The organism is Corynebacterium kalinowskii (assembly GCF_009734385.1).
Taxonomy (GTDB): Bacteria; Actinomycetota; Actinomycetes; order Mycobacteriales; family Mycobacteriaceae; genus Corynebacterium; species Corynebacterium kalinowskii.
The window spans coordinates 1,326,810-1,352,284 of record NZ_CP046452.1; the positions used below are offsets into that span (position 1 = coordinate 1,326,810).

At 57.4% G+C, this 25,475-nt stretch carries 24 protein-coding genes; 9 read left to right on the top strand and 15 right to left on the bottom strand.

The features are described 5' to 3' along the window. The first annotated feature begins 47 nt into the window (after window positions 1–47). The 5 genes from CKALI_RS06220 to CKALI_RS06240 all read left to right on the top strand — a co-directional run bounded on the left by CKALI_RS06220 (window position 48) and on the right by CKALI_RS06240 (window position 4,524). Window positions 48–602 carry a TetR/AcrR family transcriptional regulator gene (locus CKALI_RS06220; protein ID WP_156192479.1) on the top strand — a complete coding sequence of 185 codons (555 nt, stop codon included), beginning with the start codon at window positions 48–50 and terminating at the stop codon, window positions 600–602. A 21-nt stretch (window positions 603–623) separates the two neighbouring features. Then, window positions 624–1,334 carry a CBS domain-containing protein gene (locus CKALI_RS06225; RefSeq protein WP_156192480.1) on the top strand — a complete coding sequence of 237 codons (711 nt, stop codon included), beginning with the start codon at window positions 624–626 and terminating at the stop codon, window positions 1,332–1,334. Between the two features lie 61 nt (window positions 1,335–1,395). Beyond that, entirely contained in the window at window positions 1,396–2,508 is a 1,113-nt protein-coding gene (locus CKALI_RS06230) for an LLM class flavin-dependent oxidoreductase (protein WP_156192481.1), read from the top strand. Continuing rightward, window positions 2,508–3,149 carry a CE1759 family FMN reductase gene (locus CKALI_RS06235; protein ID WP_156192482.1) on the top strand — a complete coding sequence of 214 codons (642 nt, stop codon included), beginning with the start codon at window positions 2,508–2,510 and terminating at the stop codon, window positions 3,147–3,149. Before CKALI_RS06230 ends, CKALI_RS06235 begins: the two co-directional genes overlap by 1 nt. Window positions 3,150–3,159: 10 nt before the next feature. Further along, window positions 3,160–4,524 (top strand): L-serine ammonia-lyase, encoded by a 1,365-nt coding sequence (locus CKALI_RS06240; RefSeq protein ID WP_156192483.1) that lies wholly within the window; start codon window positions 3,160–3,162, stop codon window positions 4,522–4,524. Here CKALI_RS06240 and hisS read toward each other — a convergent pair. Beyond that, on the bottom strand, window positions 4,521–5,798 hold the full coding sequence (hisS, locus tag CKALI_RS06245) for a histidine--tRNA ligase (protein ID WP_156192484.1): 1,278 nt from the start codon (window positions 5,796–5,798) through the stop codon (window positions 4,521–4,523). The genes CKALI_RS06240 and hisS overlap by 4 nt on opposite strands. 21 nt (window positions 5,799–5,819) lie before the next feature. Then, entirely contained in the window at window positions 5,820–6,464 is a 645-nt protein-coding gene (locus CKALI_RS06250; RefSeq protein ID WP_156192485.1) for an MBL fold metallo-hydrolase, read from the bottom strand. Window positions 6,465–6,547: 83 nt separating this feature from the next. Here CKALI_RS06250 and CKALI_RS06255 point away from each other — a divergent pair, with 83 nt between their 5' ends. Together CKALI_RS06255 and CKALI_RS06260 are read left to right on the top strand one after the other, a co-directional pair. Continuing rightward, the gene (locus CKALI_RS06255) at window positions 6,548–7,387 is read left to right on the top strand and encodes a peptidylprolyl isomerase (RefSeq protein ID WP_156192486.1); all 840 of its coding nucleotides are present in this window, start codon (window positions 6,548–6,550) and stop codon (window positions 7,385–7,387) included. Window positions 7,388–7,628: 241 nt separating this feature from the next. Next, window positions 7,629–8,030: a hypothetical protein gene (locus CKALI_RS06260; protein ID WP_156192487.1), complete on the top strand. Its 402-nt coding sequence runs from the start codon at window positions 7,629–7,631 to the stop codon at window positions 8,028–8,030. A 218-nt stretch (window positions 8,031–8,248) separates the two neighbouring features. Here CKALI_RS06260 and CKALI_RS06265 read toward each other — a convergent pair whose 3' ends face one another. The 9 genes from CKALI_RS06265 to ruvC all read right to left on the bottom strand — a co-directional run bounded on the left by CKALI_RS06265 (window position 8,249) and on the right by ruvC (window position 20,529). Beyond that, window positions 8,249–10,324 (bottom strand): bifunctional metallophosphatase/5'-nucleotidase, encoded by a 2,076-nt coding sequence (locus tag CKALI_RS06265; protein ID WP_156192488.1) that lies wholly within the window; start codon window positions 10,322–10,324, stop codon window positions 8,249–8,251. A gap of 144 nt (window positions 10,325–10,468) precedes the next feature. Then, window positions 10,469–12,760: a RelA/SpoT family protein gene (locus CKALI_RS06270; protein ID WP_407643740.1), complete on the bottom strand. Its 2,292-nt coding sequence runs from the start codon at window positions 12,758–12,760 to the stop codon at window positions 10,469–10,471. Between the two features lie 75 nt (window positions 12,761–12,835). Beyond that, entirely contained in the window at window positions 12,836–13,378 is a 543-nt protein-coding gene (locus tag CKALI_RS06275; RefSeq protein ID WP_156192490.1) for an adenine phosphoribosyltransferase, read from the bottom strand. Beyond that, window positions 13,375–14,994, bottom strand: coding sequence for an ABC transporter substrate-binding protein (locus CKALI_RS06280; RefSeq protein WP_156192491.1), 1,620 nt, complete (start codon window positions 14,992–14,994; stop codon window positions 13,375–13,377). The genes CKALI_RS06275 and CKALI_RS06280 overlap by 4 nt, the downstream gene beginning before the upstream one ends. A gap of 138 nt (window positions 14,995–15,132) precedes the next feature. After that, window positions 15,133–16,251: a protein translocase subunit SecF gene (gene secF, locus CKALI_RS06285; RefSeq protein WP_156192492.1), complete on the bottom strand. Its 1,119-nt coding sequence runs from the start codon at window positions 16,249–16,251 to the stop codon at window positions 15,133–15,135. Beyond that, window positions 16,251–18,050, bottom strand: coding sequence for a protein translocase subunit SecD (gene secD, locus CKALI_RS06290; RefSeq protein ID WP_231580417.1), 1,800 nt, complete (start codon window positions 18,048–18,050; stop codon window positions 16,251–16,253). The genes secF and secD overlap by 1 nt, the downstream gene beginning before the upstream one ends. Window positions 18,051–18,190: 140 nt before the next feature. Continuing rightward, complete coding sequence (gene ruvB, locus CKALI_RS06295) at window positions 18,191–19,273, bottom strand: Holliday junction branch migration DNA helicase RuvB (RefSeq protein WP_156192493.1); 1,083 nt, start codon at window positions 19,271–19,273, stop codon at window positions 18,191–18,193. 9 nt (window positions 19,274–19,282) lie between these two features. Continuing rightward, window positions 19,283–19,879: a Holliday junction branch migration protein RuvA gene (gene ruvA / locus CKALI_RS06300; protein ID WP_156192494.1), complete on the bottom strand. Its 597-nt coding sequence runs from the start codon at window positions 19,877–19,879 to the stop codon at window positions 19,283–19,285. Then, window positions 19,876–20,529 carry a crossover junction endodeoxyribonuclease RuvC gene (gene ruvC, locus CKALI_RS06305; protein WP_156192495.1) on the bottom strand — a complete coding sequence of 218 codons (654 nt, stop codon included), beginning with the start codon at window positions 20,527–20,529 and terminating at the stop codon, window positions 19,876–19,878. Before ruvC ends, ruvA begins: the two co-directional genes overlap by 4 nt. A 177-nt stretch (window positions 20,530–20,706) precedes the next feature. Here ruvC and CKALI_RS06310 point away from each other — a divergent pair, with 177 nt between their 5' ends. After that, window positions 20,707–21,636, top strand: coding sequence for a diacylglycerol/lipid kinase family protein (locus tag CKALI_RS06310; RefSeq protein WP_156192496.1), 930 nt, complete (start codon window positions 20,707–20,709; stop codon window positions 21,634–21,636). A 56-nt stretch (window positions 21,637–21,692) separates the two neighbouring features. Here CKALI_RS06310 and CKALI_RS06315 read toward each other — a convergent pair whose 3' ends face one another. The 3 genes from CKALI_RS06315 to CKALI_RS06325 form a co-directional block, all read right to left on the bottom strand. Further along, window positions 21,693–22,445, bottom strand: coding sequence for a YebC/PmpR family DNA-binding transcriptional regulator (locus tag CKALI_RS06315; RefSeq protein WP_156192497.1), 753 nt, complete (start codon window positions 22,443–22,445; stop codon window positions 21,693–21,695). Window positions 22,446–22,530: 85 nt separating this feature from the next. Continuing rightward, window positions 22,531–23,127 (bottom strand): pyridoxal 5'-phosphate synthase glutaminase subunit PdxT, encoded by a 597-nt coding sequence (gene pdxT, locus CKALI_RS06320; RefSeq protein ID WP_156192498.1) that lies wholly within the window; start codon window positions 23,125–23,127, stop codon window positions 22,531–22,533. Continuing rightward, window positions 23,128–23,988: an acyl-CoA thioesterase gene (locus tag CKALI_RS06325; RefSeq protein WP_156192499.1), complete on the bottom strand. Its 861-nt coding sequence runs from the start codon at window positions 23,986–23,988 to the stop codon at window positions 23,128–23,130. It lies immediately after the preceding gene. A 40-nt stretch (window positions 23,989–24,028) separates the two neighbouring features. Here CKALI_RS06325 and CKALI_RS06330 point away from each other — a divergent pair, with 40 nt between their 5' ends. Then, window positions 24,029–24,490, top strand: coding sequence for a DUF3817 domain-containing protein (locus tag CKALI_RS06330; protein ID WP_156192500.1), 462 nt, complete (start codon window positions 24,029–24,031; stop codon window positions 24,488–24,490). A 45-nt stretch (window positions 24,491–24,535) separates the two neighbouring features. Here the strand turns inward: CKALI_RS06330 and pdxS are convergent, their stop codons facing one another. After that, a complete protein-coding gene (gene pdxS, locus CKALI_RS06335) occupies window positions 24,536–25,423 on the bottom strand; it encodes a pyridoxal 5'-phosphate synthase lyase subunit PdxS (protein ID WP_156193682.1) in 888 nt (295 codons plus the stop codon). Window positions 25,424–25,475: the final 52 nt, after the last annotated feature.

Consider the following 25,475-nt stretch of genomic DNA (forward strand, 5'->3'; position numbering starts at 1 on the left):
CCATGTGAATATTCGCAAACTGGCACTTCAGGTAAGGATGTATCTGCATGCGTTCTGATGCACTGCGCCGTCGACAAGCAATCCTCGCCGCGGCCCGCACCGTCTTTGCTCACGGCCCCGACTCCGGCACTCTCGAGGAGGTCGCCCGGGTCGCGAAGGTTGGTATCGCAACGGTGTATCGAAATTTCAAGGACAAGGACGCTCTGCTCATTGCCACCCTTGATGAGCTGCTCGCACGCATTGTCGACGTCCAATCCACCGCTCTCAAAAGGTTCGCCGATCGCCCCGAGACCGCGCTCTCCCTATATGCCCATGACCTGATTAATCTTGGCCTCGCTCCACTCATCGTCAACGCTGACGATGCCCGCGTGCAAGATCTCATGCCGCACTACGAAGAGGTTCGCGACCAACTCACCACCAACAACCGTGAAATTATCGCTTTGGCCAAACAGCACGACCTGGTGCGGCGCGACATCACGTCGCTGTTTTTCATTTCGGGATTAATCCAATCGGCCAGGCCGCCAGCGCAGACCATTCTGCCGCCCATCGCAGACCTGGAACACCAGATGGTAGATGTCTTTCTCGCAGGACTCACGCCCTAGAATTCGCCTACTGTGGAGTTCATGATGTCGCCAGCCACACAGTTCCTTTCCGCCTTCAATTCCATCGAGTCACATCTACGTGATGCACTCAAGGCTAAAAATTCAGACGGCTTCACGTGGATGGTCCGGCTGGCTGCCAAGAAAAAGATCATCACCGAGGCGCAGTCTCGATCACTGCAAGAGTTCGCAGAATTGCGCAACGCAATCGTGCATGGCGATTTCAGCGACGGTCACGCGATTGCTGATCCTCGGCCCGATACCATCACCCACATCGAGAGCATTCGCGATGCCATCGTTGCCCCTGTCACGGTGTTAGACGTAGTGGGAGCGAAAGATGTGCAACACCTGACCCCACAATCCAGCATCTTGAAGGCACTCACCCTCATTCGGGATTCCACCATCTCCCAGTTCCCGCTGTATGAGGGCGGAAAATTCGTAGGGCTGCTGACCACCAACACGATCGCACGCTGGGTAGCCAATGATCTGGACGACAATAACCATTTGGATGCCGTCACTATTGCCGACGCTCTTAAGTATGCCGAGCACGCGGAACACGTTGAGTTCTTCCCCCGAGATGTCACTGCCGCCCACGCGGTTGCCACGTTTATGCAACCAGGTTCTGCGCAGTTCGCGATCATTACCGAAAATGGCCGACCCCATGAAAAGCCCTTGCGCGCGGTTGGACGCTCCGACCTCGCCCTGCTGCACCAGGCACTGATCTCCACACCCTAGACAGAATGCTCAAAACTGCGCTATTGTTGTCGTGTCAACATTAGGTTAAACAGGAGTACTCATGCAGTTCGGAATCTTCACGATCGGTGATGTCACCACCGACCCCACTAACGGCACCACCCCCACCGAAGCGGAACGAATTCAGTCGATGACTGCCATCGCGCTTAAAGCGGAAGAAGTAGGTCTCGATGTTTTCGCCACCGGCGAGCACCACAATCCGCCTTTCGTCCCCTCTTCCCCTACTACCCACTTAGCATTCATCGCAGCACAGACGGAAAGACTGATCCTTTCCACTTCTACCACGCTCATCACCACCAACGATCCGGTAAAGATCGCAGAGGATTTTGCCTTCCTACAGCACTTAGCAGGTGGGCGGGTCGATTTAATGATGGGACGCGGCAACACCGGCCCGGTATACCCGTGGTTTGGCAAAGACATCCGCAAGGGTATTCCACTCGCCATCGAAAACTACCACCTGCTGCGCAGGCTGTGGCGAGAAGAGATCGTCAATTGGCAGGGTGAATTCCGCACTCCGTTGCAGGGCTACACCAGCACCCCGGCTCCCCTTGATGGCGTACCGCCATTCGTGTGGCATGGTTCTATCCGCTCTGTAGAAATTGCTGATCAAGCTGCTTTCTACGGTGACGGCTTCTTCCATAACAACATTTTCTGGAACAAGGAACACACTGCGAAGATGGTCGGCATTTACCGCCGAAAGTTTGAGCGGTACGGCCACGGCCGCGCAGATCAGGCCATCGTAGGTCTTGGTGGCCAGTTCTTCGTCGGAGAGACGGAAGAGGCAGCCAAGAAATTCTTCCGCCCTTATTTCGACAATGCGCCAGTCTACGGTCATGGCCCTTCTCTGGAAGAGTTCACTACGGCTACGCCACTCACGGTTGGTACGGTGGAACAGGTCATCGAACGCACCATGCAGTTTGCCGACTGGGTGGGAGACTACCAACGCCAACTGTTCTTGGTTGACCATGCAGGTCTGCCATTGGAAGTCGTTCTCCAGCAGATTGAGATTCTGGGCCGAGACATCGTTCCCGAGCTTCGTCGTCGCATGGAGGCTCGCCGACCGGACCACGTTCCTTCAAACCCGCCAACCCACGCCACGCTCAGGGCCAACCCTGATTCGGCACACTTTCAGGTCATGCCAGGAAAGGACATCTAGTGCACCGCATCATCGCCGTCAGCGCGGGCATCTCCGCTCCCTCTAGTACCCGCACTCTTGCGGAACAGCTCGCAGGCGCTACAGAATCGGCGATCACAGCTCGTGGTGAAGCGGTCCACACTGAATTCCTGGACCTGCGTGACCTAGCGGTCGACCTCGCGCACACTTTCACCTCGCCCGGCTATTCCTCCCCCGCGCTCACTGCGGGAATCGAGTCTGTCACTAATGCGGAAGCGCTGATTGCGGTCACGCCTATTTACAAGGCCAGCTATTCCGGACTGTTCAAGATGTTCTTCGACATCATTGATGCCAAGGCGCTCGTCGATAAGCCCGTGCTGCTGGCTGCCACCGCTGGCACTCCGCGACACTCCCTCGCTCTTGAGCACGCAGTTCGCCCCCTCTTTTCCTTCCTTCGGGCACGCACCATTCCAACCGCAGTGTTCGCCGCCACCGAAGACTTTGGCGGCGACGCAGCGGATGATCTCCAAGCTCGCATCGTGCGAGCAGCCAACGAGCTGGCGATGTCCCTCATGGCAGAGAGCTCGACGGTAGGTGGGCTCGGTGGCAGCTTCGCCCGTCACGGTGAGGACGACGAAGGCACTGGCGGCAGCTTCGCCGACCGGTTGAGGAAATATAACTAGACTGTGGCACATGGCCATCAGTGCTGTGGACCTGTTCAGCATCGGCATCGGGCCGTCATCCTCACACACCGTTGGCCCGATGCGCGCTGCTGCCCGATTCGCCTCTGACCACCCACATCAGGACGTCCACATCGAGCTGCGCGGCTCTCTCGCAGCCACTGGGGTCGGCCACGGCACAGACCGCGCCGTCATCCTCGGCCTGGAAGGGTACGCGCCAGATTCAGTGCCCGACAACGTCGATCCGCCCGCAGGAGAGCCTGTGGCACTTTCGGGACAGCTTTCCGACGGCCGCAAGTACACCATTACGTTTAACACCGATCCGCTGCCGGAACACCCAAATGCGATGCTCTTCCGCGCGGGCGATGGCGCTGAGGAACGCTTCTTTTCTGTCGGAGGGGGATTCATCCTGACCGGTTCCGAACTCGCCGAGCGCACCAAGCGCGGCGGTCTGGGAGCAGGAGTTACTACCACGGGGCACCCCGACGATGTCCCCTACTACTTCACCACGAGCGCCCGCCTGCTCATGCTGAGTCATCGCAATGAGCTGCGTATTTGCGAGATCATGGCAGCCAACGAAACAGCGCTGCACGGCTGGGACAAAGTCGAAGAACATCTCGATCGCGTATGGCACACCATGCAAAACTGCGTGCAGTCCGGAATATCTACGGAAGGCACTTTGCCAGGAGGTTTGTCCGTCGAACGCCGCGCCCCGCGCTTGCACAACGCACTACAGAATAGACGCGATCCACACATCTCGGCCGGTTTCGGGGCGATGGAGTGGGTTAATCTCTTTGCACTGGCGGTCAATGAGGAAAATGCTGCTGGTGGCCGCGTTGTTACCGCACCTACAAATGGCGCAGCCGGAATCATTCCCGCAGTGATGCACTATGCGCGGGATTTTCTCCCGTCCTTCCAGGATTCAGATGCTCGTCGCTTCCTGCTCACCGCGGCAGCGATCGGCTTGATCATCAAAGAGAACGCTTCCATTTCAGGGGCAGAAGTTGGCTGCCAGGGCGAAGTGGGCTCCGCCGCGGCGATGGCAGCGGCCGGGCTTTCGGAGATCCTGGGTGGTACTCCGGAGCAAGTGACCAACGCCGCGGAGATTGCACTCGAGCATAACCTTGGCCTGACCTGCGATCCTGTCGGTGGCCTCGTCCAAATCCCCTGCATCGAACGCAACGCGATTGCCGCAGTCCAAGCGATTAACGCGGCCCGCCTCGCCAACCTTGGTACCGGCATTCACCACGTATCACTCGATGATTGCGTCCGTACCATGGCTGACACCGGCCGCGACATGATGGGCAAATACAAAGAGACCTCCATGGGAGGCCTCGCTGTACATATTGGTTTGCCGGTCAACCACACCGAGTGCTAGCCAAGCAAAGCACGCAGCTTTTCGATGATCCCTTCCAAGCTCACGTCCTCTTGGGTGTGCTCGGCTAGATTCTTCAGCGCTACCTGACCAGACTCGAGCTCACGATCTCCGAGCACCAAGGCATAGGAGGCGCCGGCACGGTCAGCGCCCTTCATTGCACCCTTGAGTCCACGGTCGCCGTAAGCCATGTCGGCAGAAATACCGGCCATACGGAGATCATTGATCAGGGATACCATGCGACGCTTGGCGTCGGCTCCCATGGCTACGCCATAAACATCTACCCGTACACCGGCGGTGACCTGCTGCTCTTCCGCCTTGAGCGCCAGCAGAGCGCGGTCGACTCCAAGTCCGAAGCCGACGCCGGAGAGTTCCTGGCCACCGAGTTGAGCCATCAGACCGTCGTATCGGCCACCGCCGCCAATGCCGGACTGCGCGCCGAGGCCGTCGTGGACGAATTCGAAAGTGGTCTTGTTGTAGTAATCCAGGCCGCGCACCATTCGGGAGTTGATGGTGTACGGCACCTTCATGTCATCAAGCATGCCGAGGACTGTCTCGAAGTGGGCCTTTGATTCCGCAGAAAGGTGATCGAGCATGAGCGGTGCGTCGACGAGCATTTCTTTCATTTCAGGGCGTTTGTCATCGAGTACGCGCAAGGGATTGATGTCCGCGCGGCGACGGGTTTCCTCATCCAGCGGCAGCTTGAACAAGAACTCTTGGAGCTTTTCACGGTAAGCCGGACGGCAGGTGTCGTCGCCGAGGCTGGTGAGCTCCAGGCGGAAGCCGCTCAGTCCGATGGAGCGGAAGCAACGATCGGCAAGGGCGATGACCTCGGCATCCAGCGCAGGATCATCGACGCCGATGGCCTCGACGCCGACTTGTTGCAACTGGCGGTACCGACCAGCCTGGGGGCGTTCGTAACGGAAAAACGGACCGGCGTAGGTCAGCTTAACCGGCAGCTGGCCACGATCCAGGCCGTGTTCGATTACGGCGCGCATGACGCCGGCAGTACCCTCCGGGCGGAGGGTTACACTGCGGTCGCCACGGTCGGCGAAGGTGTACATTTCCTTGGACACCACGTCCGTTGATTCGCCAACGCCACGGGCAAACAAGCCGGTATCTTCAAAGATCGGCAACTCAATGTGCTCGTATCCAGCCAGGTGCGCCTGATGCGCGAAAGTGTTGCGCACGGCAAGGAACTCCGGCGACACAGGTGGGACATAGTCAGGCACGCCCTTTGGGGCGCTAAACGGCTGGAATTTCTTTGCTTCACTCACATAGGAAAACTTTACCCTGTCCTACCTGAGCTGCTGCAGGAAGGGGTTAGTCATCCGCTCCGCACGAACCGTGGTGGCCTCGCCGTGGCCTGGCAGGACGTGAAGGGAATCATCAAGCGTGAGCACTTGATCCCGGAGCGAAGCAATCATGTGCTGATGGTTGGAGTGATCCAAGTCCGTGCGCCCAATTGAACCCTTGAACAGCACGTCGCCCGAGAAACAAACATGTGAGTCGTTAGAGACCAGCAACACGGATCCCGGCGAGTGTCCCGGAGCATGGTGGATATCGAATTCGATTCCGGCCATCGTCACGGTTTCGCCGTGGGATAGGTGACGGAGGTCCGCAATGGGTGTCATGTTGTCGGCGTCGAAAAGCTGGCGCGTTTCCGCCCGCACCCCGGCACCCTTTTCGAGCATGAACTCATCATCAGCGTGAATGTACACCGGCACGCCATAACGCTTGGCGAGGCTGCCGGCGTCACGAGTGTGATCGATGTGGCCATGCGTGAGCACGACCGACTCCACAGTTGCGCCCTGCTTTTCGACGACCTCGACCACTCGATCGTGCGCGTGCATTCCCGGGTCGACGATCACGCAGTGCCCCTCATGGGACCAGATGTAGCAGTTGGTCTGGAATGGTCCAGCGGCAAAACCCATAATATCCATGCCCACCACACTACCGAGGTTCACCTGTGCATTAAGATGGAAACCTGTTTTAGGACTATCCGCCCACTGGAAAGCAAAGCAACGTGACCTCTAACAAGCAACGACGCGAGCAAGCGCTCCGCAATCTTGATCGCGAACTAAAGAACCGAGAGCGCGCTGAAAAGGCTAAGCCACTTGGCGTCATTGTGACCGCCGCCCTCGTCATCCTCGCCCTCGTCGGCGGTATTTGGTTCGCCGCCACGCGCAACTCCGATCCGGCGGAGAACTCAGCTCAGCCTGAGCCGACTGTGGAACAGCCGCAGGCACAGCCCTTGACGATGAAGCGTGCATCCGCTCTCCCAGAAAAGGTGTCCTGCCAGTACCCTGAGGCCGGACAGTCCGCAAAGCCTGTTAGCGTACCTACCCGCACCGCGGACGTTTCCACAACCGGCACGGTGAAGCTGAACCTAGATACCACAGCCGGACCAATCGGCCTCGAGCTGGATCGCGCGGCCTCACCTTGTACGGTCAATGCCATCGAGCATTTGGCCTACAACGGCTATTACGATGACACCGTGTGCCACCGCATCACCACCAATGGCATCTACGTCCTGCAGTGTGGCGACCCAACTGGCACGGGCACCGGCGGCCCTGGCTTTAGCTTTGCCAATGAGTATCCGACCGATGAAATGCCTGATGCGCCGCAGGTTATCTACCCTCGCGGTTCACTCGCAATGGCGAACTCTGGCCCGGATACCAACGGATCCCAGTTCTTCCTGAACTACCAGGACTCCCCACTCCAAGCTAACTACACCTACTTCGGTCGCATCACCGACGAAGGCCTAGGCACCTTGGACAAGATAGCTGCCAATGGCGCCGAAGGTGGCGCACCGGACGGCAAGCCGGCCCAAGAGGTGCGCATTACCAAGGCGAACCTAGGCTAAGAGCTTCCTAACAGTTAGATAACAACAACCCCGCCTTATCGACGCCATTGATAGCGTCACCGGCGGGGTTTTTGCCTATTTATGCACTACAGTGTCCAGGGCTGAGAGCCCTCGCTTCATAGCTGTCCCGCTTCGAGCAGGGGTTCTGCTGCGGGACCACGGTGCTAAACTGTTGCGGAACATCACCAGGGCAATTAGCATGTGGGAAGGTCCACCGCTTCTTTTGACGTAAAGGAATACCATGAAGCTCATCTCCCGCAAGGCTATCACCGCAACGATCGCTGCTGCTGCAATCTCCACCGCGTCCCTGACCGCTCCTGCAATGGCTCAGACCACTACGCCAACCACCACTCCGGTTACTACGCCAGCCACCACGCCAGAGGCTCCAGCGAAGGACACCACCACGCCAGAGGCTCCAGCGAAGGACAACGGTTCTTCCGCTTCCGGCTCTTCTGATGATTCCGCTGACCTGTCCTCCGAGTTCTTCGTCAAGAAGGACAAGGACGGCAACCCAATCGAGATGACCGCTGGCGAGAAGCTGAAGGAAATCATCTCCATCCTGACCGGTGTCGGTGCACTCTTCGGTGCGATCATCACCATCAACAACAACATGGATCGCCTGATGAAGAGCTTCCAGATCTAGTTTTACTTTTAGATCAGCTGTTTCAGCCCGCCACAATGTAGTGGCGGGCTGTTTGCGTTGGCGCTCGTGAAACTTGCGTGGGTTGAAACCAATCGGCACCTCACGAATCGCAAGCTACAGGACTTCTTTGTGAGTAGTTCCTACTTCATACGGCATGGAAACAACGAAGCCGCTTGCTCTCTTATCAGAGAGCAAGCGGCTTCTACTTGTTGTGAGCATTAGCCCATGTGGTGAGCCTTCAGCTGTTCGCGCACCTGCACTGGGAGCATGTTCAGCAGCATATTGGCCAGCTGTGGATTGAACTGCAGCGCGGTGTGCAGAGCAACACCGAGTGCTCCGAAGATGCCCAGGACAGCCAAGAGGCCACCACCGAGAGAGGAACCTGCGGAAGAACCGGAAGATCCGTCAGAAGTTCCGTCGGAGGAGCCACCGGACTTAACCTTGTAACCCTCAATCTCTACAGGCATGGTGATGTCGGTGCCAGCGTCAGTGGTGATGGTCAGTGTTGGAGCGCTGTCGCCCTCCTTAGGGACCTCTACCGTGACGGTAGCCTTACCGGACTCTGGCAGCTTGTCGATGATGGTGGTATCGATGTCAGCAGTTGCTTCGACACCTGCGAGGTTTACCGTCACGGTCTTGGCGGAGTCGCCCAGAGTGTAGATCAAGGAAGACAGGTCAATGGTGACGGTTTCACCAGCGACCAGTGGCTTATCGAAGGTCACACCCACGTTGCTCTGGCCGCCACGTGCCTCAACCGTTGGGTTGGCCTTCAGGTAACCGATGAAAGCATCGACATCCATGATGCCGGTGTTCGGGAACACTGAGGTCTCATTACCAAAGGCCGTGAAGCCATCGCCGCCACCGAGCAGGAAGGTAGAGCCTGCAACAACGTATTCCTTGGCCATGTCAACTGGCTTGCCATCGATGGACATCGAGGTAACGCGCTCGCCCCATGGCTTGGTTGGATCGTAGGTGTAGGTAAAGTTGTCGGACCAGCCGAGGTGCAGGATCGGACGGGATGCAGTTGGATCGTTGTCCTTCCACTGCTGCTCCAGCGCTTCCTTCAGCTTCGCACCGGTGTAAGAAGCGTAGGTGAGCTCGTTGCCGAAAGGCTGAACCGCGAAAGCTTCTGCGTATGTTACGTCGCCCTGGAGGAGATCGTCGCGCACGCCGCCGGCGTTCATGACGCCCAGGTCAGGCTTCACCGACGTATTTACACCCACGTACTGCTTGGTGGCCTCTGCGATCAGGTTGCTCAAGGTGGACTCGGTACCACGATTGCCACCGGACTTGCCGTCGGCATTGGCACCACGGAAGAAGTCGGTGCCGATGGTAGCTACCGTCTCATTGCCCTTAACCTCGGCAGCGCTCTTGGCTGCGTCGACGATTGCCTGAACAGCTGGAACCGGGGTGGCACCACACTGAGTGAACATTGCTTCGGCGCTGATCACATCGGCCTTGATGTCGGTGATCTTCTTGGTTGCTGGATCGAAGGTTATGTCCAGGTCAGCAAGGCCCTTGCCGTAGTGATCAGCCTGGACGAGGGCAAACTTGGAGCCATCAGTACGATCGATGACCTGGTTATCGACCAAGTGCGAGTCTCCTCCCATAGCGATGTCAACGGTTTTGTTGAACATTGCAGGGGTGGAGTAGCCTTCGTGAACCAGCGCGACAACGATATCAGCTTCGCCGTTGGCCTTAATCTTGTCTGCTGCAGCGTTCGTGGCAGCGTATGGATCACCGAAAGTGATGCCCACGATTCCAGATGGAGCCACCTTGGATGCGGTCGTATCCGTCACAGAACCCACGAAGGCAACCTTCAGGCCAGCGACATCCTTGACCACGTATTCAGCAAGTTCCGGAGACTCGCCGTTCACGTTGGCGCCCACGTACTCGAAATCAGCCAAGTCGTTGACACGGCCTGCAAGATCAGCGTAACCAGCGTCGAACTCATGGTTACCTACTGCGGAGACATCCAGGCCCATTTCATTGAGAGCTGCGATGGTTGGTTCATCATCGAGCAGCGCAGAAATGAATGCAGAGCCACCGATGTTGTCACCGGAGGAAACGAAAAGCTGTTCGTTGCCCTCAGCAGCTACCGGGAGCATGCAAGCAAGTACGCCAGCGCCTGGCTCCTTGCCATCGAGAGTCTCGATGTGACCGTGGAAGTCGGTGATGCCTGCGATATTAAAGGTCACTGGCGTGGTCTGCGCCTGAGCAATTGGCTGGCCGGCTACGGTGAGGCCGGACAGAGCCAGCGCTGCTACTACGCGCTTGAACATGACGGAAGACACGATAAGGCTCCTGAGTGGTGGGATAGTTACCTAATCGTTGTAACCAATAAGTGCCTAACCTGCAGTGCAACACGAAATGCGACGTGCACGTTTACCAAAGCGACATAAAGTATTCACATGACAGAAAACCGCACACCCCCAAAGTTACCCCCCGGATGTGAGACGGTACACGTCATATACTCCTTCGATGTTGCGCAGTCGTGACATGACGGAACCGAGCTGCTTGGTGTCCGACACTTCGAAGGTGAACCGCGCGACCGCTACTCTGTCATCGGAGGTATGGATACTCATCGCCGTCGTGGTCAGTCTGTCCTCGTTGATGACCCTAGTGATGTCGAGGAGCAGACCGCTGCGATCAATGGCTTCTAGCTGCAACACCGCAGCGAATACGGAGTTACCTTCCGATGCCCACTCCACGGTGATGAGGCGTTCTTTTTCTTCGTAAAGCTTGGTTGCATTGGTGCAGTCCGAGCGGTGGACGGACACTCCCCCGCCTCGGGTGATGAAGCCAAAGATCTCGTCGCCAGGCACGGGTGTGCAGCATTTGGCGAGCTTTGCCATGACATCCCGACTTCCCTCCACAAGGATGCCAGCCCCCTTGCCCGCCTGGTGCTCTCGCTCGGCGGACTTTGCACTGACAATCTCGCTAAACGGAGCTCGCGATGCCAGTACATCCTGGACTTCTTCGTCGTCACCGTAGTAGGAGGTAATCTGGTCAACCACGTGTTTGGCTGAGATCTTGTTGTCACCGATAGCGCTATACAGTGAATCCACATCGTGGAAGTTGAGCAGTGACGCAACATCCTTCATCGAGTGGGCATTGAACAAGCGGTGCTTTGGCAGACCGCCGCGTTGGATCTCTGCAGCAAGCGCATCGCGTCCGGCTTCCAGAGATTCTTCGCGACGCTCCTTGGCAAACCACTGGCGGATCTTAGCCTTCGCGCGAGGCGAGACCACGAACTTCTGCCAATCCTGGCTCGGACCAGCGGCCGGATCTTTAGAAGTGAAAATTTCAATACGATCGCCCGATTTCAGTGTTGACTCGAGTGCCACGAGCTTGCCGTTGACTTTTGCGCCGATGCACCGGTGCCCTACCTCGGTATGAACCGCATATGCGAAGTCGACAGGCGTGGAATCCGCCGGCAGATTGATCACGTCACCCTTCGGGGTGAAGACGAAGATCTGCTTCGTGGTCAGGTCATAACGGAGGGAGTCCAGGAACTCGTTCGGATCTGCAGCCTCCTTCTGCCAATCCAATAGCTGGCGCATCCAGGCGATTTGGTCAACTTCGGTCTGCTCTCCCGATTGCTTGCCCTTGGTCTCCTTATAGCGCCAATGGGCTGCGATGCCGAATTCGGCGTTGTAGTGCATCTCGTGGGTGCGAACCTGAACTTCCAGCGGTTTGCCGCCGGGCCCGATTACCGTGGTGTGGAGCGACTGGTAAACGCCAAACCGCGGTGCCGAGATGTAGTCCTTAAACCTGCCCGGCATAGCCGGGTACAACGCATGAACTGCACCAATGGCTGCGTAGCAATCATGAATGTTGTCCACCAGGATTCGAATGCCCACGAGGTCGAAGATCTCGTCAAAATCGCGGCCACGGACAATCATCTTTTGATAGATCGACCAATAGTGCTTCGGTCGCCCAGCGACCTCAGATTCGATGTGGTTTTCCTTCAACGTGCCGGACACCGAGGCGATAATTTCCGACAAGTACCTGTCGCGGCTCGGTGCACGATCGGCCACCAAGCGAACAATCTCGTCATACTTCTTCGGGTAGAGAATTGCGAAGGAAAGATCCTCCAACTCCCATTTCACCGACGCCATTCCGAGGCGGTGTGCGAGCGGAGCGATCACTTCGAGGGTCTGGCGCGCCTTCTTGGCCTGCTTTTCCGGTGGTAGGAAGCGCATCGTGCGCATATTGTGCAGGCGATCGGCCACCTTGATCACCAGCACGCGCGGATCCTGGCTCATTGCCACAATCATCTTGCGAATGGTTTCCGCTTCAGCCGAGGCGCCGAGGGCAACCTTGTCGAGTTTGGTTACGCCGTCGACAAGCCGTGCAACTTCCGCACCAAAATCGGCGGTGAGGTCGGCGATGGAATAATCGGTGTCTTCGACAGTGTCGTGCAAAAGCGCGGCCACCAGAGTCGTCGTATCCATGCCGATTTCGGCCGCAATGGTCGCCACGGCGAGTGGATGCGTGACATAAGGGTCACCGGACTTGCGAATAACGCCCTCATGCAGGCGCTCAGCCGTATCGTAGGCGCGCTGCAGCAAAGCAGCGTCGGCTTTGGAGTGGAATTGCCGGTGGATACTGAGCAAAGGCTCTAGGACTGGATCGACCTTCGTGCGCCCGCCGGTGAGGCTCCGCGCCAACCTAGCAGACATGCTGCGCATGCCAACCTGCTGCTTCTGTTGCTTTCGCTCAGCCATACTCATGCCCCTTAACTAAATATCTCTCTATGCTACCTATGCGTGGCAGCCCGATGAGGAACCAGGGGCAATCAACTAGCGGTCATTCAGTACAACAAGCGGGCTACCGGCGAGGCGCTCGCGGCCGCCGAGTCCTTCAACTTCCAAGACGACCACATATCCGACGACCTCAGCGCCACATTGCTCCAGCAAATCGCGGGCGGCGACGAGAGTGCCACCGGTGGCAAGAACGTCGTCGACGAGGACCACACGCTTGCCCTTTAGTTCGATGCCATTGGCAGGAATTTCGAGCGCGGCACTGCCGTACTCCAGCTCGTAGGAGCGAGAGTGCACTGGAGGCGGTAACTTGCCTTTCTTGCGGATTGCGAGGATGCCCTGCCCGAGTTTGTAGGCTACTGCGGAACCGACCAAGAATCCGCGGGCATCGAGACCACCAATCATGTCGGCGCCCATCTCTTCAGCGGCGACAGCCAACTCATCAACGATCACCCGGAATGCCTCGCCGTTCGCGAGCACAGGCGTCAAGTCCTCGAACAGCACGCCTTCACTTGGAAAGTTAGGTACCAGGCGGACGAGGTCGGTCAGAGCTTCATGCGCGGTAGCGTATGTGCGGCTCATTGCGGATTCCCTTCTACCCAACGCTCCATATTCCATCCAATGCCGGACAGCGAGGTGTTGGAAACAACGTTGGCTATTGACTTGTCGTAGACAATGGTGCGCGGTTGCGCAGCAAGTGGAATTGTATCGGTTTCATCCCACAGTTGGCGTTCTGTAGCACGCAGCTTTTCGACGTCATCGAGTCCGCCGTCCACATGGCCGTAACCCTGGTGGGGATCGGCGGCATACAAGAACGCGTCCAGCGTACCCTCATAGTCTCGCACCCCACCGCGGAACTGCTCTTTTCGGCTGACGTCTTCCAAAGATGTCTCCTCGGAGGAAGCGTCCACCACCGTGATTCCTGCAGGTTCACAGGAGCGGGCGATGGCTGCGACCATGGCTTGTTTTCGTGGATCCGGGCCCGAGTAGCCAACTCGTACAGTCTTTCCGCGGAGTTTCTCGGCCTCGGCGATGTTGACCGGCAGGTGTTGATCGTTCTGCTCCGCAAGCTGGGAGGTTATCGGTTCACCTGCGGTAGTCAGACGCGAAGTAATAGGAGTGACGTCTACGCCTGACTCTTGGGACGAGACAGCGGCAATGTCGTTCTGAGCAATGCAGGCGGCGAAGGCACGCCGCGACTCGGCAGTTTCAAAAACACCTGCGGTGCCCAGGGAGAGCATTTCGGTAAGATGTCCCTGTTCGTGCTCAACGACAAACCGATTCTTTGGATCTTGCCGGTCTACCCACGTTACGTCCTTGACACCAACCAAATCCGCAACCTCAACGCTGCGAGATTCGTTGGCCTTGGCCAGGTCGGTATTCAGTGGCCACATCATGACTCGATCGATGTTTGCTGCGTCGCCATGGAAGTGTTCATTGCGCACCAACTGGACTTCGCCGTTTTGACCTACTGATTCGATCCGGTACGGGCCCGCCGATACTTGCAGATCCGGGTCAAAGTTGCGTAGATCGAAGCCGTTGTTCCACAGGTCAGCCACCGGCATCAACGCCGCTCGGTTGTCCGACTGGAGCAATGCAACAATTTGCTCTTCGCTTAATCCCAAACGATTGGAAATCGCATGGGAAGGAACCACCGTTCCCGGACCGAAAAGTTGACGCCAACGCGCCCCCATGTGTTCCTTAAACACCACGGTGAACTCACGGGCACCGGCGGTACAATCCACTCGCTCCACTTGCTGCATCAATGGGGCGTGGGAGCGAAACAGTGCGGGATTAGCTCCAGCTTTGAACGCCAACAAAAAGTCAGTACATGTGATGGGCACGCCGTCGGAGTATCTTGCTGCCGGATTAATTGAGTACATAACCTGCGTGTTCGCCCCTGGCAGGAGCTGCGCCATTGCAAGATCACGATTCGGGATCATCTGCCCGGCAGGACCCGAAACGAACACAGGTGGGTATAAGCGACCGGCGAGCGCATCGCTCGAAGTAGATGCGCCTTCCATCGTTTGGGCGTTTGTGGTGAGCAACGGCGACCCCACCGCGAAACCGAAATGATCCACGGGAGTTTCTGGGCTAGTCGAGCACCCCGCCAAGGTCGCTGCAGCCACTGCAATCACTGCGGCAACCTTTCTCAGACGCTTATCGACGCCCCCAGGTACCAGTTTCGGTCTCACCATGCCGCCCTTCATTGATTCGCTGATGCGGACCTATCAAGTATAGTCCGTCGGTTTCGATAGCCTATTTTTCCGGGTGTGCATAAGACTATGGGCCAGAAGGAGTACTCCCCTTCCAGCCCATCTACGCCTTCGCTACAACTACTGACCGGGACGCCACGTCTTCCCGTTGCCCTTGGTGTCAAGGTAATCTGTGGCGATCTCAGCGCTCATTGGTGCAACGGTACGGGGCGATGCTACGGAGGCCACGGAAGTGTCGTCGTCAAGCTTGCCCGCGCGGTAATCCAACACCGTCTGCTCATGCTCGCGCATCTTCTTCTGGCGACGCTTCAGCGACACCAGAATCGGGGTGGCCAGGAATACGGAGGATAGTGCGCCTTCGATAACTCCGATGAGCTGAACCAAAGCCAGGTCCTTGAGCGTGCCGACGCCCATCATCCACACGGCGACAACCATCAGCGCGATGATAGGCAGGGCGGAGATAACCGTGGTGGAAATCGAGCGCATGACCGTCTGATTCACAGCTAAGTTCGCCTGTTCGGCATACGTGCGTCGCCTGGAAGCCTCGAACCCGGCGGTGTTCTCGCGGACCTTGTCAAAGACCACCACCGTGTCGTAGAGGGAAAAGGAAAGCACGGTGAGCAGGCCGATGACCGTCGCTGGAGTTACCTCAAAGCCGACGAGAGAGTAAATGCCCGAGATAACGACAATGTCCACCAAAAGAGCTGCGATTGCGGCAATTGACATGTCGCGCTCAAAACGGATCATGATGTACACGAAGGTCAGAGCTAGGAACACGATCATGGAAATGATCATGCGGTTGGTGATCGTTGAGCCCCATGACTCAGACACCGTGGAATCACCCACTGCATCCGGCGAAGCCGTTCCAGTTTGATCTTTAGGCTGGAACTTCTCGTAGAGTGCGACGCGCGCATTATCGATTTGGTCTTCGGTCAGACGCTCGGCGTTGATCTCCACCATGCGAGTGTCTCCAGCACCCACTACCTGAACCAGTTCGGGTGTCACGCCAGTAGCTTCCGTAAACACTTCTTCAACTTGCTCGACGCTGTAGTTAGCATCGGGCATGTTCATCTTGGTGCCACCCTCGAAATCGATGCCGAGGGAGAAACCGCGGAACACGATCAGCAAAATACTCGCTGCAAGAAGTGCAGCGGTGATGCCGTACCAGAGCTTGCTGCGGCCGACAAAGTCGATTCCGCCTTCTCCGGTGTATAGACGACTCATAGTAGATGCACTCATTAGTTCTTCTCCTCGGTTGCAGCCTGCTCAGTGCCATCAAATTCGCCGTCCGCGCGACGACGCTCAGCCACCTTGGCCACAGCGCCCAAACCATTCACCGAGCTCTTAGCAAACCAAGGGTTGCGGGAGGCGAGGATGACTAGCGGTCCAGTGAGCAAGAAGGTGACAAAAAGGTCGAAAACGGTGGTCAGTCCCAGGGTAAATGCAAAGCCCTTCACTTCACCCACAGCAAGGATGTAGAGAACGACGGCTGCGATCAGGGATACGAAGTTACCAGTAAGCACCGTGCGCTTGGCCGAGTCCCATGCCCGCGGGACAGCGGACCGGAAAGTTCTACCATCCCTAATCTCATCCTTAATACGTTCGTAAAACACTACGAACGAGTCAGCCGTGGTACCAATACCGATGATGAGACCTGCGACACCCGCGAGATCCAGGGAATAGCCAATCCAACGGCCAAGCAGAATCAAGGAACCATAAACAAGCACTCCGGAAGCCACCAGCGTAAACATGGCTAGTACACCGAACACTCGGTAGTACGCCAACGCATAGATAGCTACGGCGATCAAGCCGACCAGGCCAGCGATGAGGCCAGCCTTCAAAGAGGCAGTACCCAGCGAAGCCGGTATGGTCGTGGTGGTACCGCCACGCTCTCCGTTTTCACCGGCAAAGCTCAGTGGTAGCGCGCCGTACTTGAGGTTGTTGGCCAAGTCTTGGGCTTCCTGCTGGGTGAAATCACCCGTGATCGACGTTGGGGAACCTGCCGGGGTAGCTCCCTGAATGACCGGAGCGGAAATAATCGCAGAGTCAAGCGTGATCGCAACTTGGCGTTGCAGGTAATCCTGGGTCACCTTTGCCCAAGTCTCGCCGCCCTTCTCATTGCCTTGTGCCTTGAAGGCGAAGTTGATCTCCATCTGGCCGGTTTGAGAATTGAGCCCGCCCGCGATCTCACGATTGGCATCAATCTCGTTGCCCGTCAGCCGTTTGCCGCCTTCTGATTCTCCAACCAACAGCGGAACCGGCTCCAGCACATACTTTTGGCCTTCGCTGTCACAGGTGACAAACGGCTTCGCCGGGTCGTCAGAACCTGCCAAAGGATCGAGCTCTTCGGTGCACTGCAACAGCGCCGCAGCCGCGAACTGGACGCTCGGATCATCACTTTGGCGGTCGGAGCGCAGCATCTCCGTGATGTCCTGACGACGCTTCGTGGCTTCGATCGAGTTCTTTGGTTCCTCAGGCGTGACGGCGGTAATTTCTTTCACCTCGAAAGGCGCCTGGCCTTCCGCCAGCCCCTGGTTCGCCGAATCCACTAGGCCCTTGAATGACTCCGTGGCTTGCTCTGGCGAGATGACGCCCTTTTCTACCCAGCGATTCGCCATGTCCAGGGTTGTATCCACAACCTTTCCTGGATCAGGGGTGCCTGGCTGAGCCACGGGCCGGAACATCAGCTGAGAGGTTTGACCCAAAGCACGAGCCTGGGTGGTGTCTTCGCCAGGGACAGTGATTACCAGCGTGTTGCCATCAGAGACAACGCTCGCTCCGGAGACACCCATACCGTTCACGCGGTTTTCCAAAATCAAGCGAGCCTGAGCAAGCTGATCTGAGGTAGGTTCCGCGCCCTGCGGCACCAGGGTCACACGTGTTCCGCCCTGCAGATCAATTCCGAGCTTTGGACTAGCGGAGCGATCTCCGGTGAAGAAAACCAAGGCATAGACGCCGAATAATGCCAACAGGAACAAGGCGATTGCTTGCTTCGGCCATGCCCGGCTGCTCCGTGGTCGTTCTGACGAACTGGACACTGAGGGGACTCCTTTTGTTGCGCGATCCTCAACCCGAAACTTGAGGAACGCTACATAGTGAACATCTGTGCAGGTGAGAAAACCCAACGCTTTATGCTACGCCATGAGCAATCTGAGGTGCTGGTGCGCTCGCCCAAACTTTAGAGCAAAGTCTGGTACCCGCCGATTGCATCGGCTGGAGGCTCGAGGCCAATGTGCTGCCACGCCGAGGCCGTCGCAACGCGTCCCCGTGCGGTACGCGCGATGAGTCCGGCGCGGACCAGGAACGGCTCGCACACCTCTTCCACGGTGCTCGGCTCCTCACCCACTGCCACGGCCAGGGTATTCAGGCCCACCGGACCGCCGCCGTGGCCGCGGATCAGGGCGTTGAGCACCGCGCGGTCCAGGCGGTCCAAGCCAATCTCATCCACGTCGAAGACGATCAACGCAGCTTTTGCAGCCCCTAAATCAATGTGTCCGTCGGAATGGACTTCCGCAAAGTCTCGGACGCGGCGAAGCAGACGGTTTGCGATTCGTGGGGTGCCTCGAGACCGAGAGGCGATTTCTGAGGCAGCGTCAGCGTCAATGGAAACGCCCAAAATGGACGCTGCTCGAGTCACTACCTTGGTCAGATCCTCATCGTTGTAAAACTCCATCTGGGCGACAAATCCGAAGCGGTCGCGCAATGGACCAGTCAGCATGCCAGATCGAGTGGTAGCTCCCACCAACGTAAACGGGGCGATTTCCAGCGGGATTGAGGTCGCACCCGGACCCTTGCCCACAATCACATCGATGCGGAAATCCTCCATCGCCATGTACAGCATTTCTTCGGCTGGCCGGGCGATACGGTGAATCTCATCGATGAAAAGGACGTCACCTTCAATCAGGTTGGAAAGCATTGCAGCGAGGTCGCCAGCGCGCTCCAGCGCTGGCCCCGATGTCATGCGCAGACTGGCCCCCAATTCCTGGGCCACGATCATTGCCATCGTGGTCTTTCCCAGACCGGGAGGGCCGGAGAGCAAAATATGGTCCGGCGCTACCCCACGATTCTTTGCGCCGGTAAGTACCAGGTCGAGCTGGCTGCGCACCTTAGGCTGGCCAATGAATTCATCAAGACTACGCGGGCGGAGTGAGACTTCGACATCCGTCTCTCCGCGCTGCTCCTGCGCGTCAACTACCGAGTCACGCGTCCGCGGTGGCAACCCGCCGGGAATCTGGAACTCGGTCTTCTCAATATCGGACACCGCGACCTCCTACTTTCGGCCGAGCAGGGCAAGCGCCTGCCGGAGCGTGGTCGATCGATCTGCTTCAGGGTCCTGCGCGAGCACTTCGTCCACGCTGGCTGCCGCATTCTTCTCCGGGAAGCCCAGGCCAATCAGGGCTTCCACAATGTCCGCCGCACCGGCCGGGGCTACGCCGCTTATCGACGCCACCGGCTCCGGCTCACCAAATCCGGCCACCTTGTCCTTAAGGTCAACGATCATCCGCTCCGCAGTGCGCTTTCCTACTCCTGGAATGCGCTGCAGCTGCTTCACATCACCACTTGAGATGGCATGTGCCAGCTCAGCAGCGTTGTACATGGCCAAAGCGGCAAGAGCCAGCTTGGGGCCAAGGCCAGAAACTGCCTGCAAGGTGGTGAACATCGCCTTGTTTTCTAGGTCGCCGAATCCAAAAAGCGTCATAGCATCTTCGCGAACCACCATGGTGACGTAGACGAGGGATTCCTCGCCTCGGCGCAGGTTGCTCAGCGTTTGCGGCGTTGCAGCGAAGTAGTAACCTACGCCACCGCATTCGATGACCGCCCCACCAAGTTCGATGGCGATAACCGTGCCACGCAGCGATGCGATCATGAATTAGTCCTCCGGTGAGTGTTCGAATGGGTGATCGTGGGCGTTGGCGTCGTGCGTTGTCGGCGAGTGTCATTGAACATTGCTTTCGCTTTGCCCAATTTGCCTGTTTGAGAGCGCCTCGCCTGGGCCAGCTGTACCTCTGAGATCTTCTGCCTTTCCAGCATAGGGGCTCGCCAACAGTGACAAACGGCAAGGGCTAGAGCATCGGCAGCGTCGGCCGGCTTAGGGGGCTCGCTCAGACCGAGAATGCGGGTGATCATGATGGTCATCTGCTTCTTATCTGCACGACCGTTGCCCGAGATCGCCTTTTTTACCTCAGATGGAGTGTACATATGCACCGGTAGGTCACGCTGAGCTGCTGCTAGCACTAACACCCCCACGGCGTGAGCGGTATGCATGACAGTGGAAACATTTCCACGCTCAAAAATTCGTTCAATCGCGACCACATCAGGCTGATACTCATCCATCCACGATCCGACAGCTGTGCTCAAACGTAGCAGGCGTTCGGTGAGGTCAGCGTCAGCTGGTGTCCGCACAACCCCCACTGATACCGGATAAATCGTGCGCCCTTGTCCGGATTGAACCACGGAGAGTCCACACCGGGTAAGACCCGGATCTATTCCCATCACCCTTAATCCAACCGCTGTCAACTTACTCCTCACCAAATTCTAGATCACTGACACCATCATATAGCACACAATTTCGAAGTTTCGTGCAACCCGCCAGCCCACACGAGGTTAATCCCACTAACGCGTCCCTAAGATTTCTTCATATGCACCTGATAGGATATTAAGGTCCACTGCTCTACGCACAGAAATGTTTAATATATGAGCAAGATCTACGACATCGGAATCGCCGACATTCAACGAATCGGCTTCTTGACCAGCCCGGGTGTTGGCAATGCTGAGGCCATCAAGGCGGCCGCGGTTGCACGTCAACGATTCAATGATGCTGGCATAGATGTCGTAAGTATTCAGGCAAAAGATGACGCCGCCACTATTGACCTGGTTAATGAGATGGTCAGGTCTGACTCGATCGATGCCCTCGTAGTTTGTGGGGACGATCCCCTCATCAACCTCGCACTCCAGCCACAGGCAGAATCTGAGAAACCCCTGGGTCTCATTCCAGCAGGTGAGCATTCCGATCTCGGACGTTCGTTGAATATCCCGATTAATCCCAAACGGGCGGCCGATATCGTCATGCGTGGCTTTTTTACCACCACCGATCTCGGTCGGGTGTCTAACAATGCTAACGAGACTAGATGGTTTGCCACCATCGCTTGTTCGGGCTTTGACGCGCGAGTAACGCAGCGCTCCAAGTACTTCGGAGGCCGACTGAGGGCTCTGCGCGCCCCCCTCGGCGCGGTGGCTTCAATTTTTGATTTCCATTCTGCGCCGTGCACCATCACACTAGACGGCGATCTGGTCATAACGGAAGATATCCTGTTGTGCGCCATCGGAAACACCCAGTATTACGGACAAGGCATGATGATGTGTCCGGAAGCCAATCACCATGACGGGCTGTTTGACATCAGTCTTGTCCCAGATTTCAATGAGCGAGAGTTGCTAAGTAGCTTTTGGAAGCTCTACCAGCGAAAGCCCGACAAGTTGGACTTCATGACGACCTATCGCGCGAAATCCATCGTCATCGAACATGAGAATCAGCCCAATGCTGCCGACTGTCGGCCGTTCAGCGACGGCTATCTCAAGGCTGAGGTAGTCGAGGGCGCGGGTAGATTCCTGGTTCCCCGCCCCTAAGCAACACATGAAAAATCCCTGACTGAGTTTTCAGTCAGGGATATCAGGCTTGAAGGCTAAGCCTCAAGCTGCGCGATAACTTCGTCAGTCAGATCCATGTTGGTGTACACGTTCTGGACATCGTCGGAGTCTTCGAGGACGTCGATAAGCTTGATGATCTTCTTCGCGTCTTCGACCTCGAGCGGGTTGAGAACCGAGGAGCGGAAGTCGGTGTCGGTGTCATCGACTTCGATGCCAGCATCGGCCAGTGCTTCCTTCACCGCGGTGGTGTCGGAGGCATCGCAAACGATCTCAAACTGCTCGTCCAGCGCGTTGACTTCTTCGGCACCGGCATCGAGGACAGCCATGAGGACGTCATCCTCGGAGAGCTCGCCCTTCTTGATCAGCACAATGCCCTTGCGGGAAAACATGTAGGAAACGGACCCAGATTCTGCCAGGTTGCCGTTGTTCTTAGTGAAGGCCGTGCGAACCTCGGTAGCAGCGCGGTTGCGATTGTCGGTCAAACACTCGACCAACATTGCGACGCCATTCGGTCCGTAGCCTTCGTACATGATGGTTTCCCAGTCAGAACCACCGGCTTCTTCACCGGAGCCACGCTTACGAGCACGCTCGATGTTGTCGTTAGGAACAGAGGCCTTCTTAGCCTTCTTGATCATGTCATCAAGCGTCGGGTTGGATGCCGGATCGCCGCCACCGGTACGAGCGGCCACTTCGATGTTCTTGATCAGCTTGGCAAATTCCTTACCACGCTTGGCATCGTTCGCTGCCTTCTTATGCTTCGTCGTCGCCCATTTGGAGTGGCCAGCCATGTACCCCTTCACCTTTCTATTTCTGGCACCCCTCCGGGTGCCACTGGGTAGCTAGTATACGCCCCTGTCTTGTTGAGAAAAGCAATCAGTTCCCTTGTGAAGCGACCTCATTGATGAAAAACTCGTGGACGCGGGTATCTCCGGAAACTTCGGGATGGAAACTCGTTGCCATCACGTGTCCGCAGCGCACGGCAACAATTGCCCCTGCAGCCGGGCCACTAGGCACGGTAGCCAACACTTCTACCTCGTCGCCCACACGCTCCACCCATGGCGCACGAATAAAAACTGCCGGAACGTCTCCCTCAATTCCAGCGAAATCTAAGGCAGCTTCAAACGAATCAACTTGTCGACCAAAGGCATTACGACGAACAGTGATGTCCAAAGCATTCAAGCTGTGTGCATCTGCGCGGGTGTCTAGTACTTCTTTCGCCAGTAGAATCATGCCGGCGCAGGTGCCATAGGCCGGCAGGCCACCATTAATCGCAGACCGCAGTGGCTCGAGGAGCCCGCCCAGTTCCAGCAACTTTGACATCGTCGTAGACTCGCCTCCCGGCAAGATAATGCCATCGAGTCCTTGCAGGTGTTCCACTCTGCGCACCTGCCGATGCGACACGCCGATAGCGTCCAAGGTTCGCTCGTGCTCCGCAACACCGCCCTGCACTGCCAACACTCCGATGAGCATTTAGGATTCTCCCTCTCGCTTAGGAATTGCTTGCTGCCCCGGTTCGAGCGTTCGAGTCAGCCCTTCTTGAGTTACCACCGCCACGAGCCGTCCTTCTCTATCGAAGATTCGACCGTGAGTCAGCCCGCGCCCATCGCTTGCCGACGGCGAAATCTGGTCATACAGAAGCCATTCATCAGCGCGGAATGGCCGCAAGAACCACATCGAGTGGTCCAGCGAGGCGACCATGACCTTGGCATCCGGGTGCGGCACCAGTGCCGCCTGCAGCAGCGTCATGTCCGACATGTAGGCCAGGGTGCAGATATGCATCGTTTCATCATCCGGCAGCTTGGTCTTGGAGCGGAACCACACCACCTGTTGGCTGGCGGTGTATGGGTTTTCGTCGTAGTCCTCTTTGGGGACCACCCGGATGTCCCAGTCGGACCATTCGTCGTCGACAAGCATGCGATACGCTGGCCTCACCCGACTGGAGTCTTGGGAAATGTCCTCCGGCATGGGCACCCTGCGCATGACATCGGAATGCACGGGGCCATTTTGGCCACGTTGGTGGAAGCTCGCTTGCATGATGAAAGTGGCTTCCCCATCCTGCACCGCCTTGACCTGGCGGGAGCAAAAGCTGCGACCATCGCGCACTCGATCGACAAGGTAGGTCGTTGGCTTCTCTGGGTTACCGGGAGCCACGAAATAGCCATGCAACGAGTGGACCCGATACTCCGGACCCACGGTTCGTGTTGCTGCAACCAGCGCCTGCGCAGCCACCTGACCGCCAAACGTACGCGTCAGCTTTGAGGGGATGATGGGGCCCTGATAAATATTTCGGTCAATAAGTTCCAGATTCAGGACTTTGTTGATATCAGCCATGTTCTCTTCCCCATCGCGATGATTGCTAGTGTGTCCAATTATGACACCACGCCGTCTCTATTCCACCATTGCAACCGCCGAAATGATCACCTGGGCCTTATTGATCCTGGGAACTATCCTCAAGTATTCCTCAGTCACGCCACTGGGCGTTCGGATCGCCGGCCCGATCCACGGCTTCACATTCCTTACCTACGGCGCCATCACTATCTTGCTCTGGATCAACAATCGCTGGTCCCTGCCGCGTTTCGTCGCCGGTCTGATTTCAACGGTCATTCCGTTTGCCACTTTGCCATTCGAGCGCAATACCGAGAAAGCAGGGCTTCTCGACGGCCCATGGCGCTTTGCCAACTCCAGCGAACAGCCCCACGGCTTCCTTGAGCACTGTCTGGCTCTGGTGGTGCGTCGTCCCCTGCTCGCCGCCATCATTATCTTGGTGGCGGTGTCGATTGTCTTCGCGATACTGCTGTCCCTTGGGTCTCCGCTGGAGGCGCTGAAGAAGTAGCCGGACAACGAAAAAAGGCCCCCGAAGGGGCCTTCTTGCTATTTATTACCAACCGCGTTCGGAGAGTCGGTGTGGAACCGGCTCGTCATCAACGTTGATGCCAACCATTGCCTCGCCCAATCCGCGGGACACACGAGCGATGGTGTCAGGATCATCAAAGTTCTGAGTTGCCTGAACGATGGCCTTCGCGCGAGCCTCAGGGTTGCCGGACTTGAAGATACCGGAGCCCACAAAAACGCCTTCAGCACCAAGCTGCATCATCATTGCAGCGTCAGCAGGGGTCGCAATGCCACCTGCGGTGAACAACACGACCGGGAGCTTACCTGCACGGGCTACTTCGCAGACCAGCTCGTATGGTGCCTGCAGCTCCTTGGCTGCGACATAGAGCTCGTCTGCAGCCATGGACTTGAGACGGTTGATCTCGGCGCGGATGGTGCGCATGTGGGTAACGGCGTTAGACACATCGCCAGTGCCTGCCTCGCCCTTAGAACGAATCATGGCAGCGCCTTCGTTGATGCGACGCAGTGCCTCGCCCAAGTTGGTCGCACCACACACGAACGGCACGGTGAAGTCGAACTTATCAATGTGGTTGGTGTAATCGGCCGGAGACAGCACCTCAGACTCATCGATGAAGTCAACGCCGAGAGACTGCAGGACCTGGGCCTCCACGAAGTGGCCGATGCGGGCCTTAGCCATCACTGGGATGGACACGGCGCTAATGATGCCCTCGATCATATCCGGGTCGGACATGCGAGAAATACCGCCCTGGGCACGAATGTCGGCAGGGACACGCTCCAGCGCCATAACTGCAGTGGCACCAGCGTCTTCAGCGATCTTTGCCTGCTCTGGGGTTACGACATCCATGATGACGCCACCCTTCAACATTTCAGCCAGTCCGCGCTTCACGCGCGCGGTGCCCTGTGCGGGTTCCATATTTGTCACGGCGGTGGTGCCTCCTCTTAATTCTTTGGTCAAAATTTTTCGA

What these genes read in the sequence shown, in the direction of transcription:
- CKALI_RS06220 (WP_156192479.1), top strand. Translation starts at nt 48, where the DNA reads ATGCGTTCTGATGCACTGCGCCGTCGACAAGCAATCCTCGCCGCGGCC.
- CKALI_RS06225 (WP_156192480.1), top strand. Translation starts at nt 624, where the DNA reads ATGATGTCGCCAGCCACACAGTTCCTTTCCGCCTTCAATTCCATCGAG.
- CKALI_RS06230 (WP_156192481.1), top strand. Translation starts at nt 1,396, where the DNA reads ATGCAGTTCGGAATCTTCACGATCGGTGATGTCACCACCGACCCCACT.
- CKALI_RS06240 (WP_156192483.1), top strand. Translation starts at nt 3,160, where the DNA reads ATGGCCATCAGTGCTGTGGACCTGTTCAGCATCGGCATCGGGCCGTCA.
- CKALI_RS06250 (WP_156192485.1), bottom strand. Translation starts at nt 6,464, where the DNA reads ATGGATATTATGGGTTTTGCCGCTGGACCATTCCAGACCAACTGCTAC.
- CKALI_RS06260 (WP_156192487.1), top strand. Translation starts at nt 7,629, where the DNA reads ATGAAGCTCATCTCCCGCAAGGCTATCACCGCAACGATCGCTGCTGCT.
- CKALI_RS06270 (WP_407643740.1), bottom strand. Translation starts at nt 12,760, where the DNA reads ATGGCTGAGCGAAAGCAACAGAAGCAGCAGGTTGGCATGCGCAGCATG.
- CKALI_RS06275 (WP_156192490.1), bottom strand. Translation starts at nt 13,378, where the DNA reads ATGAGCCGCACATACGCTACCGCGCATGAAGCTCTGACCGACCTCGTC.
- CKALI_RS06280 (WP_156192491.1), bottom strand. Translation starts at nt 14,994, where the DNA reads ATGGTGAGACCGAAACTGGTACCTGGGGGCGTCGATAAGCGTCTGAGA.
- secF (WP_156192492.1), bottom strand. Translation starts at nt 16,251, where the DNA reads ATGAGTGCATCTACTATGAGTCGTCTATACACCGGAGAAGGCGGAATC.
- ruvA (WP_156192494.1), bottom strand. Translation starts at nt 19,879, where the DNA reads ATGATCGCATCGCTGCGTGGCACGGTTATCGCCATCGAACTTGGTGGG.
- CKALI_RS06310 (WP_156192496.1), top strand. Translation starts at nt 20,707, where the DNA reads ATGAGCAAGATCTACGACATCGGAATCGCCGACATTCAACGAATCGGC.
- CKALI_RS06315 (WP_156192497.1), bottom strand. Translation starts at nt 22,445, where the DNA reads ATGGCTGGCCACTCCAAATGGGCGACGACGAAGCATAAGAAGGCAGCG.
- pdxT (WP_156192498.1), bottom strand. Translation starts at nt 23,127, where the DNA reads ATGCTCATCGGAGTGTTGGCAGTGCAGGGCGGTGTTGCGGAGCACGAG.
- CKALI_RS06325 (WP_156192499.1), bottom strand. Translation starts at nt 23,988, where the DNA reads ATGGCTGATATCAACAAAGTCCTGAATCTGGAACTTATTGACCGAAAT.
- CKALI_RS06330 (WP_156192500.1), top strand. Translation starts at nt 24,029, where the DNA reads ATGACACCACGCCGTCTCTATTCCACCATTGCAACCGCCGAAATGATC.
- pdxS (WP_156193682.1), bottom strand. Translation starts at nt 25,423, where the DNA reads ATGGAACCCGCACAGGGCACCGCGCGCGTGAAGCGCGGACTGGCTGAA.